This window comes from Methylorubrum sp. Q1, assembly GCF_004683995.1.
In the GTDB taxonomy this organism is placed as follows: Bacteria; Pseudomonadota; Alphaproteobacteria; order Rhizobiales; family Beijerinckiaceae; genus Methylobacterium.
Window position 1 is genome coordinate 111,276 of record NZ_SRHQ01000014.1, and the last position, 13,139, is coordinate 124,414.

Consider the following 13,139-nt stretch of genomic DNA (forward strand, 5'->3'; position numbering starts at 1 on the left):
GGAAACCTTATGCCGCCCGCGGGTCGTCGGACGGGCTGCGCTTCAACCAGTGGATCGGGTGGACGAGGATGCGCGTTCCCACATCACCCTCCCAATGCGTCCGCAATCCTTGCGCCTCCACGGCCGCCACGATCTCGGCGGCGATGGCGGCCATGGTCGCGTCGCGGTCGTCGAACGAGCCGAAGGCGAGGTAGAGCCCCTGATCGAAGACGACCGCCTCGACATCCTGACCGTGGTAGAAGACGAACCCCCGCGAGGCGCGCCCGCGCTCCCGGCGCTGGTGATAGACCTCGGCCGCATCCGAGACGCCGTCCGAGCGGGTGTAGCCGGCATCGTGCAGCGCGATGATCCCGCTCGCGTCGAGCGCATCGAAGGCGATGGCGAGGCGATCGAAATCCGTTTCCAGCGGCCACGTCGCCTCGTCGGCCCGCTTGCGTGCGAAGGCGCGGGCCACCTCCGCCTCGACCCAGCGGCGATCATCGGGCGCGATGGCGTCCGGGGTCAGATACTCGTCCAGGATCGTTTCGAGCGTCGAGGCTTCGGTCTCGAAGCCGCCGCGGGCCAGGATCTCGATCCGCTCGGCAGTGTCGGCGCGGTCGATCGTTTCCACGGGTGAATCGGACGGGGCTTGGTTCTGCGCCTTTCCCGTCCGGCCCTGAAAAAGCCGGCGGAGGATCCTCAGCATCACGCGGCTCCCGCCTACGCCGTCGCCACCACCAGGGCCAGCAGCACCGCGATCTCGCCGACTTGCTGACAGGCGCCGACCACGTCGCCGGTCTGTCCGCCGATCTTCCGTTCGGCGAGCGCGCTGAGGCCGAAGGCCGCGAGCGGCGCCAGGATCAGCGCAAGGCCGAGACCCAGCGGCGGCAGGCCGAGGGCGGCGGCGATCCCGGCCAGGATCAGGCAGATCACTCCCGCGATGCCCAGGGTCGCCCGGGTCGGCCGGCCGACGGCAGCGCCCGCACCGCCGGGACGAGCAGGGTCGAGGATCGCGAGCGGGACCAGCGCCACCGTCCGCGACAGGGCGGCGGCGAAGAGCAGCGACACGGCGGCGAGTCCGCCGGAACGGTCGAGCAGGGTCGCGAGCATCGCCGCCCGCAGCGCCAGCCCGAGAAACAAGGCGGTACCGCCATAGGCGCCGATGCGGCTGTCGCGCATGATCTCCAGGCTGCGCTCGCGGCTCTGCCCGCCACCGAACCCGTCGGCGACATCGGCCAAGCCGTCCTCGTGCATGGCGCCGGTGATGAGGGCGAGCGCCACGAGGGCGAGGGCGGCGGCGACGAACGGCCCGAGCCGGATCTCCCAGGCCAGAACCAGCAGGAGGGCAGCGGGCGCGGCGATCAGCACCCCCGCCAGCGGCAGCATCCGCGGCACGGTGCGAAAATCCGGCGCGGCATAGGGCGCCGGCTCGTCCGGCAGCGGTGGAACCGGCAGGCGGGTGAAGAAGCGGAGGCAGGCGGCGAGATCGTAGACCAGCTCCGCCCCCGGAAAGGGCGGCCCGAGATCGCGGCCACTGCGCTCGATCATTCCGCGTCCCTTCCCCTCGGCCGCCTGTACCGCGGGCCCGTCCGCTTCTATAGCGCCGGGAGCCTCCTGCCTGCTACGCGGCGCCGCTGGCTATCCGGTGGCAATTCCCGCACCGATCGGGCGACCTCCTTCGTTTTTCCCGCATCCGACGCGCACGAGCCCTGCCGATGACCTCCAGCCCGACCGCCGACGCCTCGCCCTTCGCCGACATCCGCCGCCTGCTCACGGAGATGCCCGGCCCCGACGGGGACGCGGTCGCCGCGATCCGCGCGCGGGATGCCAGCCTCACCAAGCCGCCGGGCGCGCTCGGGCGGCTCGAAGCGTTCGTGGAGTGGCTCGGCGCGTGGCAGGGCAAGGCCAAACCCACCCTCGACCGGCCGATGGTCTGCGTGTTCGCCGGCAGCCACGGCGTGGTGGAGCGCGGCGTCTCGGCCTTCCCCGCCGCGGTCAACCGACAGATGCTCGACAACTTCGCCGCCGGGGGGGCGGCGATCAACCAGCTCTGCGCCGCCTACGGCCTCGGCTTCCGGGTGTTCGACCTCGCCGTGGATCTGCCGACCGGCGACATCTGCTCCGGCCCGGCCCTCGACGAGAAAGGGTGCGTGGCCACAATGGCCTTCGGCATGGAGGCGGTGGCGGCGGGGACCGATTGCCTCGCGGTCGGCGAGATGGGCATCGGCAACACCACGGTCGCGGCGGCGATCTACGCCGCGCTCTACGGCGGCGAGGCCGAGCACTGGGTCGGGCGCGGCACCGGCCTCGATGCGGCCGGCCTCGCCCGCAAGGCGCAGGCCGTGCGGCTGGCGCTCGACACCCACAAGGATCATCTCGGCGACCCGCTGACGATCCTGGCGCGCCTCGGCGGCCGGGAGATCGCGGCCATGGCCGGGGCCATCCTCGCCGCGCGGCTGCAGAGGGTGCCGGTGGTGCTCGACGGCTATGTCGCGACCGCTGCGGCGGCGGTCCTGCACGCCGCCGACGCGCACGCCCTCGACCACTGCATCGCCGGCCATTGTTCGGCCGAAGGCGCGCATGGCGAGGTGCTGGAACGGCTCGGCCTCAAGCCCGTCCTGTCGCTCGACATGCGCCTCGGCGAGGCCTCGGGCGCGGCCCTGGCGCTCGGCCTGCTGAAGGGTGCGCTCGCCTGCCACCGCGACATGGCGACGTTCGAGCAGGCGGGGGTCTCGGGCAAGAGCGAGAGCTAGAGCATCGTCTTTTCCGAGAGCCGGAGGCCACCTTTCGGGAGGATGCTGTCGAAGCACGCCCGAACGGTCGATCCCGACGATCGATCCTGTCGCGTCGGTCTGCCAGGAGAAGCGCCGCAGCGTGTTTCGAGGCTGCTGCGCAGCTCCTGGGCATGAGGACCGTCGTGGTTGCCGGAACCGGTCGATCCGGCTCCGACACGCGCGTCAGGCCGCCCGCGCATGCCGGGCGGACGCCGCCTCGGCCGGGGCCTTCTCGGCACCGAGATTCATCGCGGGCAGGGTGTCCATGCCGCGGCTCGCGGGGAAGGTGACGATCACCTCGGTGCCCTCGCGCGGCTTCGACTTGAGCTGGAAGCCGCCGCCATGGAGGTCGATCAGACCCTTCACGATCGGCAGGCCGAGGCCGGAGCCCTGCTCGGCGGTCTTGATCGCCAGCGAGCCGCGCCCGAACGAGGACATCACCGTTCCGAGTTCGTCCTCGGGGATGCCGGGCCCGGAATCCTTGACGCTGAGATATTGCCCGCCCGACGAGGTCCAGCCGACCTTGATCGTGATCTCGCCGCCCGGCGGCGTGAACTTCACCGCGTTCGACAGGAGGTTGAGCACGATCTGGCGCAGCGCCCGCTCGTCGGCCCAGAGACGCGGCAGGGAATCGTCGATCAGGCTGGCGAAGGTCTGGCCCTTGCTGCGAGCGCGCAGGGTCATCATGTGGCGGCACTCCTCGACCGTATGGGCGAGCTGCACCGCCTCCTCGGTGAGGTCGTAGCGCCCGGCCTCGATGCGCGAGAGGTCGAGGATCTCGTTGATGAGATTGAGCAGGTGCATCCCGCTGTCGTGGATGTCAGTGGCGTATTCCCGGTAGGCCGGGGCGACATGGGTGCCGAACACCTCGTTCTTCATCACCTCCGAAAAGCCGAGGATGGCGTTGAGCGGCGTGCGAAGCTCGTGGCTCATGGTGGCGAGGAACCGGGACTTGGCGAGGTTCGCCTCCTCCGCCCGCCGCCGGGCCTCGTCGGAATTGGCCTTGGCCTGTTCGAGTTCGGCGAAGATCGCGTCCTTCTCCGCCCGCGATTGCAGGGTGCCGACCGCGGAAGCGTAGAGGCGGCGTGCCAGTCCGGCGAAGAAGATCTGGCTCGCCACCGTCATCGCAACGAGGAGCATCGTGTCCATGTCGCTGGAGAAGACCAGCAGCGACAGCGCCGCCAGCATGAGCGGCACAAGACCGGCTAGGGCGGCGACCGGGACGGTCGCGGCGAGCATCGTCGTCACCGCCGCGACGATGACGAGGCCGAACAGCGCGAAGGTGCGCGCTTCGGGAACGCCCACGAGCAGCAGCATCGCCCAGGCGGCGCTCTGGCCGAACTCGGCGGCGACGAAGGCGCGCCCCCAGTGCTTCAGCGACAGGCTTTCCGGCGCCTGCCGCAGAAAGCGGCGGCTCAGGAGCAGCATCAGGGTGGTGGCGGCGATCGCCCCGGCCGCCCAGATCGCCGCGGTCACGGCCGGCACCCATATCGAGGAGGCACCCGCAACCATGAGCGCCAGCACTAGGAGCGGAATGCCCGCCCCGACCCGGTACTGGGCATAGAGGCGCAGGAGTTCGGTGTCGAAGGCCCGCTCCAGCCCGCTGGTGGAGGTCAGCCGTTCCCGCGCCGAGCGCATCTCGCGCGCGATGCCGCGCCGCTTGGCCACCTCTTGCGAGGAGGGCCCGCGCCCGCGCTGAACCATCTCCGCTGTGAGGTCGGGCATAACAGTCGAGATCGCCAATCGGGATCGGAACGCCGGGCGCCCGGTCGTGGTCTTGCGGCGCAGAGGGCGAGGTGGAGAGCCCGCAGGGTGCCGTGCGAACCGTTAAGAAGCGGCTTCGACGATCCGGCGAATTGCGCGGATACGGGGGCGGAAACGTCTCATCCTTATTCAGGTGCGCTCCCGCACATCGGGGACGAGCGTACAGGATCAAACTCGGAACGATTCCAAGTGCCGACACCACGTGACGGCCCCGAAGCGCATCTCGCGGCCCGATGGTGGCCCTGAGCCTGGGCGCTTCGTGCGACACCTTCCTTTCGGAGTGCGCCCATGCTGACCCTCAACCTGAACGGCGTGGCCCGGGAGGTCGATGCCGACCCCGACATGCCCCTGCTCTGGGTGATCCGCGACCGCCTCGACATGACCGGGACCAAGTATGGCTGCGGCATCGCCCAATGCGGCGCCTGCACCGTGCACATGGATGGCCAGCCGGTGCGCGCCTGCCAGACCCGCATCGGCGATGTGGGCGAGGCCAAGATCACCACGATCGAGGGCGTCGAAGGCAAGGTGGCCGATGCGGTCAAGGCGGCGTGGCGCGGCCTCGACGTGGTGCAGTGCGGCTACTGCCAGTCCGGCCAGATCATGTCGGCCATCGGCCTGCTCACCGAGAACCCGAAGCCCAGCGACGCGGATATCGACGGTGCCATGGACGGCAATGTGTGCCGCTGCGGCACCTACCAGCGCATCCGCGCCGCCATCCACGAAGCCGCCCGCACGCTCGCCTGAGCCGCCCCGCAGCCTATCAAGATTTGGAGCCCGGCATGCTCAAGCTAGACATGACTGATGCGCCCGTCCCCTCGCGGCGCGCCTTCCTCGGCGGTGCGGTGGCAGGTGCCATGCTGCTCGCCTTCCGCCTTGACCTGAAGGGTGCCCGCGCCGCGGAGGCCTCGGACGCGCTGTCGAAGGCCCCGGCCCAGCCAAACGCCTTCGTACGGATCGCCGCCGACGACACCGTCACCGTGATGATCAAGCATCTCGATATGGGCCAGGGCAACACGACCGGGCTCACGACCATCCTCGCCGACGAACTCGACGCGGATTGGAGCCAGATGCGCGTCGCCTTCGCCCCGGCCGACGCCAAGCTCTACGCCAACGGGCTGATGGGACCGGTCCAGGGCACCGGTGGCTCGACGGCGATCGCCAATTCCTGGTTCCAGCTTCGCAAGGCGGGGGCGGCTGCCCGCGCCATGCTGGTCGCCGCCGCCGCCGACAAGTGGGGCGTGCCGGCAGGCGAGATCACCGTCGCGAAGGGCGTCATCGGCCACACGTCCGGCAAGCAGGCCCGCTTCGGCGAATTCGCGGAGGCCGCCGCCGCCAAGCCGGTGCCGCAGGAGCCCCGCCTCAAGACGCCGGCCGAGTGGACGCTGATCGGCGGGCGCGTGCCGCGCATCGATTCCGCGGCGAAGACCGACGGCACCGCGATCTACTCCCTCGACATCCGCCGCCCCGGTCAGGTCACGGCGCTCGTCGCCCATCCGCCGCGCTTCGGCGCGACGGTGAAGTCGGTGGATGCGGAGGCCGCGCAAGGCATGCCCGGCGTCGTCGGCATCGTCACGATCCCGACCGGCGTGGCGGTGATCGCCCGCGACACCTGGAGCGCGATGAAGGCCCGCGAGGCCCTGAAGATCACCTGGGACAATTCCGCCGCCGAGACCCGCTCCTCGGACGCGATCCTCGCCGAGTACCGCGAGACGGCCAGGTCGTCCGGCCTCGTCGCCTCGCAGGCGGGCGACGCCGACGGCGCCATCAAGGGCTCGGCCAAGGTGCTGGAGGCGGAGTTCTCCTTCCCCTATCTGGCCCATGCCGCGATGGAGCCCCTGAACGCGACGATCGAGCGGGCGGCGGACGGCAGCTACGACGTCTATGCCGGCTGCCAGATCCAGACCATCGAGCAGGCGGTGGTGGCAGCGACGCTGGGCGTCACGACCGACCGGGTCCGGCTTCACACCCAGTGGGCCGGCGGCTCGTTCGGCCGGCGGGCGACGCCGGGCGCCGACTACTTCGCCGAGGCCGCCACGATCGTGAAGGCCTGGGACGGCAAGGCGCCGGTCCACCTCGTCTGGACCCGCGAGGACGACATGGCGGCCGGCTATTACCGCCCGCAGGTCTATCACACGGTCAAGGCGGGCCTGAACGAGAAGGGCCAGATCACCGGCTGGCGCCACACCATGGTCGGCAAGTCGATCATGATCGGCTCGCCCTTCGAGGCGATGCTCGTCAAGAACGGCATCGACTCCACCACCGTCGAGGGCGCCTCCGACACGCCCTACGCGCTGCCGGCCTACCGCTTCGAGGTGCACAACGCCCGCGAGGGCGTGCCGGTCCTGTGGTGGCGCTCGGTCGGCCACACCCACACCGCCCACGTCATGGAGGTGTTCATCGACGAGCTGGCGCATGCCGCGGGGTCCGATCCGGTCGCCTACCGCCTGTCGCTGCTGACCCGCGCACCGCGCCTGTCGGGTGTGCTGAAGCTCGCCGCCGAACGGGCCGGCTGGGGCGGAAAACCCTCGGAGAAGGGCCGCGGCCTCGGCGTCGCCGTGCACGAATCCTTCGGCTCCTACGTCGCGATGGTGGCCGACGTCACGGCGGGTGAGTCCGGCGTGAAGGTCAACCGGATCGTGGCGGCGGTCGATGTCGGCATCGCCGTGAACCCGGACGTGGTGCGCGCCCAGGTCGAGGGCGCGGTGGGCTTCGCCCTGTCGGCGGTGCTGCGCAACCGCATCACCCTCAAGGACGGCGTGGTGCAGGAGCGGAACTTCGACAGCTATCAGCCGACGCGCATCTCCGAGATGCCGCGGGTCGAGGTTCACATCGTGCCCTCCGAAGTTGCCCCCACCGGGATCGGCGAGCCCGGCGTGCCGGTGCTGGCGCCGGCCATCGCCAACGCGGTCTTCGCCGCGACGGGCCAGCGCCTGCGCTCGCTGCCGCTCGACCTGTCGAGCCTGCGCGGCGCGTAAGCCGCCGGACCGGGGCGCGCCGTGCCCCCTCTCCGCCGGCTCCGGGCCGGGACCGGCGGGCCGACCACGTACACATCTCAGCGAGGCGCGCCTCCACAACGCCCACGTGCTTTACAAAAGCGGCAGCCTATCGATTAGGTGATGCCCATCGAGCCGCAACAGGGCGCAGGATGGGCGAAAGAACAGACCCGCCCGGGTGGCCGTCGAATCGCGACGCAACGGCGCGACGGATCCTTGAATTCGATTGGGCCGAAGCGGCCCTTCGGGCGAGCGAAGAGAAGTACCGCACCTTGTTCCAGACCATGGAGCAGGGTTTCTGCGAACTCGAATTCGTGCGCGACGAGCAGGGCCGGGCCGTCGATTTCCGCTACATCGAGCTGAATCCCGCCTTCGAGCGGCTGGTCGGCCTGCCGGCAGCGGAGGCGCGCGGGCGGACGGGACGCGAAGTGGTGCCCGACCTCGATCGCTGGTGGGTCGAGACCTACGAACGCATCGCCGCGACGGGCCTGCCGGCACGGCTGGAGCACACGGACACGCCGATGGGGCGCTGGTTCGAGGTCTCCGTCTACCCGCAGGCGAACGACCGTGTGCTGATCCTCTACGACGACGTCACCGAGCGTAAAGTCGCCGAGACGGGCCTGCGCGATCGCGAGGAGCGACAGGCCTTCCTCCTGGCGCTGAGCGATGCGGTGCGCACGCTGACCGATCCGGAGGCGATTCAGAGCGCGGCATGCCGGTTGGTGGGTGAGCGGCTGGATGTGGACCGGTGCTACTACGCCGCCATCGACGAAACCGCGGGGATCATCCGGATCGCGTGGGACCACATTCGCGGCGATGCGCTCTCGGTCGCCGGCGAGCACAAGCTCGCGGACTTCGCATGGTCCGCCGGGATTCTCCGCCGCGGGGAGTGCCACGTCCTGGCCGATACGCAGGCCTGCGTTTCGGTTCCGGAGGCCAGCCGTCCCGCCTTCGCCGCCCTGCAGATTGGCGCCTGCATGGGCGCACCGCTGATCAAGAACGGCAACCTGGTCGGCGCGCTCTGCGTCAGCCACTCGACCCCGCGGCAGTGGGTGGAGGCCGACTTCGCCTTGCTGCGGGAAGTGGCCGAGCGGATCTGGTCGGCGGTCGAGCGCGGCCGGGCGGAGGCGGACATCCGGCGCAAGAACGCGGTGCTGGAAGGGATCAACCGCATCTTCCGTGAGGCGCTGACAGCCCCCACCGAGGAGGAACTCGGCCGCGTCTGCCTCGCGGTCGCCGAGGATGTGACGCAGAGCGTCTTCAGTTTCATGGGGGAGATCGACAAAGAGAACGACCGGTTCGACGAACTCTCCATCAGCGATCGCGGCTGGCAGAACTTCGCGATGGAAGATCCCGCTTTTCCGAAGGGCGTCGGCCCAAAAGGACTCCAGATCCACGGCCTTTACGGCCGGGTGCTGCGCGAGGGGAAAAGCCTCATCGCCAACGATCCCGGCTCGCACCCGGACCGGATCGGTACACCGGCGGGCCACCCGCGCCTGAAGGCCTTTCTCGGCGTCCCGCTGAAGTGGAACGGACAGACCATCGGAATGATCGGGCTCGGCAACCGCGCGGGCGGATACCGGTCGGAGGATCGCGAAGCCGCCGAGGCCCTCGCCCCGGCCATCCTCCAGGCGCTGCTGAGCAAGCGGACCGCCGACACCCTGCGCGAGAGCGAGGGGCGCTTCCGGACCCTCGCCGAACTCGTGCCGAGCCTGCTCTGGAACTGCGATCCCGAGGGCAAGGTCATCGTCGTGAACCAGCAATGGGGCGACTATACCGGCCAGACTCAGGAGCAGGTCCAGAACGGCGGTTGGCTGGCCACCATCCCCCCCGACGAGAGAGCGGAGACGAAGCGCATCTTCACCGAAGCCTTCGCCGCCGGCCGGCCGGTGGAGCGACAGCAGCGCATCCGCCGCCGCGACGGCCCGTTTCGATGGTTCCTGATCCGCCACGCCCCGGCGCGGGACGCGGAAGGGCGAATCACGCGCTGGATCGGCGCCGCCACGGACATCCACGATCAGCACCTTGCCGCCCAGAATCTGCGGGCGGAGGAGGCACGGCAGGCCTTCCTTCTCGATCTCGCCGACCGGCTTCAGGACCAGACCGACCCGCAGGCTGCCCTTCAAACCGTGGTCGAGGCGCTGGGGCGCCATCTGGGCGCCGGACGGGTTGGCTACGCGCGCCTCTCTGCGGACGGCAAGCGGGTCGAGCGGCAGGTCGGCTATCACGCCGAGACCGAGGCCCGGCTCGGCCCCATGCCCATCACGGCCTTCGGCCGGGCGGTTCTCGATCGGCTCGGGGACGGCGAGACGATCATCGTGGACGATACCGCGGCCGTTGCGGCCCCCGGCGTCTGGCGACAGGGCGCCGTCGGCAGCTTCGTGGCGGTGCCGCTGGTCCGCGACGGCCGGATCCGCACCGTCCTCTACCTGACCCATCGCGAGCCCCGCGCCTGGACACGCTCCGAGACGACACTGATCGAGGAGGTGGCCGCGCGGACCTGGGAGGCGGCCGAGCGGGCGCAGGCCGAAACGGAGCTGCGCACGAGCGAAGCCCGGCAGCGCGCTCTGGTCGAAGGCATCCCCCAGCTCGTCTGGCGGGCGGGCGACGGCGGCGCGTGGAGCTGGGCGAGCCCGCAATGGTTCCGCTATACCGGCCAGAGCGAGGCCGAGAGCCGCGGCTTCGGCTGGCTCGACGCGGTTCACCCCGAGGATCGCGACCGGGTCCAGGATGCCTGGAGCGGGGCCGCCATGGCCGAGGTGCTGGCCGTCGACTACCGAATCCGTCACGCCCCCGAGGGCCACTATCGCTGGTTCCAGTCACGCGCCCTGCCGCTGCGCGCGGGAAGCGGCATCCTCGAGTGGCTGGGCACCTCCACCGACATCGACGACCTGCGGCAGCTTCAGGAGCAGCAGGGCGTGATGGTGGCCGAGTTGCAGCACCGCACGCGCAACCTCATCACGGTGGTGCGCTCGCTGGCCGAGCAGACCATGGCCCGAAGCGACTCCATGCCGATGTTCCGCGCGCGGTTCTACGACCGGCTCGCGGTGCTCTCGCGGGTGCAGGGCCTGCTCTCCCGCTCCACCATCGAGCCGATCACCCTGCACGCACTCATCGTCACGGAACTCGACGCCCTCGGCGCCTGGGAGGCGTCCGAGCGGATCTATCTCGACGGCCCATCCGTGCGGCTGCGCAAGGCGACGGTGCAGACCTTCGCCTTGGCCCTGCACGAACTCGCCACCAATGCCCGCAAATACGGCGCGCTCGCCGGAGAGACGGGGTGGCTGAGCGTGACGTGGCGCACCTATACCGAGGACGACCGGATGCGGCTCGCCCTGCATTGGAGCGAGACGGAGGTCGAGCGCTCGCAGGAAGAGGGCGCCGCCCAACGGCGCGGCTACGGGCGCGAGCTGATCGAGAAGGCGCTGCCCTACGCCCTCGACGCGCGCACGCGCTACGAACTGAGCGAGACCGGTCTGCACTGCTCCATCGACCTGCCGCTCACGGAACGGCGCAAGGCGGCGCCGCGTGGGACCGTGTCGGGCTAGAGCAGAGTCCCGAAAGGCGGTGCCGGTTTTTGAAAAAAAGATGATGCGAAAACAAGAGGATAGAGCATCGTCGGCGGCGATCCGCACCATGAATCGGTCGGAGGTCGCGGAACATCACCGGAAAAGGGGTCCTCATCGGCAGGAAGCTGGCGACTTCGAGCAGGAGCGACGGGTCGCGCCGTCTGCATGCGTCATGCAACGACCGACACGGGACGCCGAGCCTTCCCGACCCACCGCGTGCATGAGGAAGGGTAGAACCTCCTTCAGTACGGCCTCCGGTGCCTGACGTTGCGGAAAGTGGCCGAGATTGGGCAAGACCATGCGGCGATAGAAAGCTGCAAACAACGCGTCCCTGTCCTTCGAAGTCGCCGGATCGTTACAGGGGTCGGCACCGCCATGGAGCGTCAGGATCGGGACCTGGATGACCGGATCAGCCGCGAGCTGGGCTTCGAGTGTGGCATAGCGGGGATCTGGCTCGGCATGCCCCCATCGCACGCGGTAGGAATGCAGCGTCACGTCCGCCCAGTCCGGATTGTCGAAGGCGGCGGCCGTCGTGGCGAAAGCCGCATCCGGCACCCGCCAGCCGGGATTCCAGATCGTCCAGATGTGGCGCGTGAAACGGTGTCGATCGTCCCGCACCAGGGCATCACCGCGTGGCAGGGCCATCAGCCAGTGATACCAGTAGTTCTGCGTCTGGTTCAGCGTCAGGGTCTGGCCCGGATCGTTCGTGCCCCAGCCGACCGAGAGGGCGACACAAGCCACGATGCGCTCGGGAGCCGTGCAGGCCGCGATGTACGACGCCCGCGCCCCCCAATCGTGGCCGACGACCGCAAAGCGGTCGAGGTTCAATGCATCGGCGAGATCAAGCAGGTCGGCTCCGAGCGCCGCGAGTTGGCCCGAGCGGGGAATGTCGGCTCCCCGGAAGCGCGTCGGGCCAAAGCCGCGCAGATACGGCGCGAACGTGCGGAAACCCGCGGCGTGGAGAGTGGGGACGATGGCGTCCCAAGTCCGGATATCGTCCGGCCAGCCGTGCAGGAGCAGCACGGGAAAGCCGTCAGGCGGGCCGCCGACCTCGTAGGCAATGTCAAGCAGCGGCGTCGTGGCGGTGTGCAGGAGCGTCGTCATGGGCCGAACATGTCGTGGCCTCGGTATCGCGACGAACGCTGCCTTGAGGCAGCAGCGATCACAATTTACGATGACTGATGGACCTTCGCGGATTGCACGCTTTCAGAATCGTGGCTGAGGCCTCCTCGATGACGGCGGCGGCCGAGCGGCTCGGCACCGTCCAGTCGGCGCTGTCGGCGCGCATCGGCCAATTCGAGACCGCGATCGGAATGAGGCTGTTCGAACGACTCCCCAGGGGTGTTCGCCTGACAGCCGCGGGGGCACGACTCCTGCCTTACGCGGAGCAGATGGAGATCCTCGCCGCCGAGGCGATGCGGGCGGCCCGGGGAACCGAGACGGCCGGCCCGTTCCGACTGGGTGCGATCGCGGTCGCAGCCACCACCGTGCTTCCCCCCGTCCTGGCCCGGCTGTTGGCGGACCACGAGGGGCTCGACCTGCAAGTGGCGACCGGCGTTTCGCGCGACCTCGACGCCTTACTGGCGGAGGGGAAGCTCGATGCGGCCATCCTCGGTCACCGTTCGATCCATGCGGCCATCATCTCCCGTCCGCTCGACAGTCTCCCGCTCGCCCTGCTGCGTCCCGCAGGCATGCCGGCCGAGACGGCTGGCCAAGCCTTCACCTTCGCCGCGGGCTGCATCTGCCGCGAGCGACTGAATCAAGTGCTGCGGGAACGCAGGATCGGCGCCCGCATCGTCGAACTTGGCTCGGTGGAGGGAATCCTCGGCTGCGTTGCCGCCGGTCTCGGCGTCGCGCTTCTGCCCGAGGTGCTGGCGCGGCAGAACGGCATCGCAGCGGAGCGCGTAGGCCGGCTCGACCTGTTCGTCGGGTCCAGGCCGGAAGCGGAGGGGCAGGTGCGAGCCTTCGTCTCAGCGTATCGAGCGTGCCGGGCGGCCTTCGCGCGCGACGTCGCCTGACCGAGAGGCGCCGGCCTGATGCAATGGGGTCGAAGACGGCTT

Annotated in this window: 9 protein-coding genes; 5 read left to right on the forward strand and 4 right to left on the reverse strand. The window is 69.9% G+C overall.

Going from position 1 to position 13,139, the window contains the following annotated elements; translation table 11 throughout:
• Nucleotides 1–7: 7 nt before the first annotated feature.
• Nucleotides 8–685, reverse strand: a complete 678-nt coding sequence (locus tag E4V01_RS14925; protein ID WP_060768636.1) for a hypothetical protein — start codon at nt 683–685, stop codon at nt 8–10.
• 14 nt (nt 686–699) lie between these two features.
• On the reverse strand, nt 700–1,527 hold the full coding sequence (cobS, locus tag E4V01_RS14930; RefSeq protein WP_135298876.1) for an adenosylcobinamide-GDP ribazoletransferase: 828 nt from the start codon (nt 1,525–1,527) through the stop codon (nt 700–702).
• 167 nt (nt 1,528–1,694) lie between these two features.
• On the opposite strand from cobS, the gene cobT reads away from it, so the two are divergent.
• Nucleotides 1,695–2,732: a nicotinate-nucleotide--dimethylbenzimidazole phosphoribosyltransferase gene (gene cobT, locus E4V01_RS14935; RefSeq protein WP_135298877.1), complete on the forward strand. Its 1,038-nt coding sequence runs from the start codon at nt 1,695–1,697 to the stop codon at nt 2,730–2,732.
• Between the two features lie 204 nt (nt 2,733–2,936).
• Here cobT and E4V01_RS14940 read toward each other — a convergent pair whose 3' ends face one another.
• Nucleotides 2,937–4,478, reverse strand: coding sequence for a HAMP domain-containing sensor histidine kinase (locus E4V01_RS14940; protein ID WP_060768639.1), 1,542 nt, complete (start codon nt 4,476–4,478; stop codon nt 2,937–2,939).
• Between the two features lie 327 nt (nt 4,479–4,805).
• Between E4V01_RS14940 and E4V01_RS14945 the strand changes: the two genes are divergently transcribed.
• The 3 genes from E4V01_RS14945 (at nt 4,806) to E4V01_RS14955 (ending at nt 11,058) form a co-directional block, all read left to right on the forward strand.
• Nucleotides 4,806–5,261: a (2Fe-2S)-binding protein gene (locus E4V01_RS14945; RefSeq protein WP_060768640.1), complete on the forward strand. Its 456-nt coding sequence runs from the start codon at nt 4,806–4,808 to the stop codon at nt 5,259–5,261.
• A gap of 35 nt (nt 5,262–5,296) precedes the next feature.
• Entirely contained in the window at nt 5,297–7,492 is a 2,196-nt protein-coding gene (locus E4V01_RS14950) for a xanthine dehydrogenase family protein molybdopterin-binding subunit (protein WP_135298878.1), read from the forward strand.
• Nucleotides 7,493–7,662: 170 nt separating this feature from the next.
• Nucleotides 7,663–11,058, forward strand: a complete 3,396-nt coding sequence (locus tag E4V01_RS14955) for a GAF domain-containing protein (protein ID WP_060768642.1) — start codon at nt 7,663–7,665, stop codon at nt 11,056–11,058.
• A 132-nt stretch (nt 11,059–11,190) separates the two neighbouring features.
• On the opposite strand, the gene E4V01_RS14960 is transcribed toward E4V01_RS14955, so the two are convergent.
• Complete coding sequence (locus tag E4V01_RS14960) at nt 11,191–12,183, reverse strand: alpha/beta fold hydrolase (protein WP_135298879.1); 993 nt, start codon at nt 12,181–12,183, stop codon at nt 11,191–11,193.
• A 77-nt stretch (nt 12,184–12,260) separates the two neighbouring features.
• Here E4V01_RS14960 and E4V01_RS14965 point away from each other — a divergent pair, with 77 nt between their 5' ends.
• Nucleotides 12,261–13,097, forward strand: a complete 837-nt coding sequence (locus E4V01_RS14965) for a LysR family transcriptional regulator (RefSeq protein WP_135298880.1) — start codon at nt 12,261–12,263, stop codon at nt 13,095–13,097.
• The last annotated feature ends 42 nt before the right edge of the window (nt 13,098–13,139 follow it).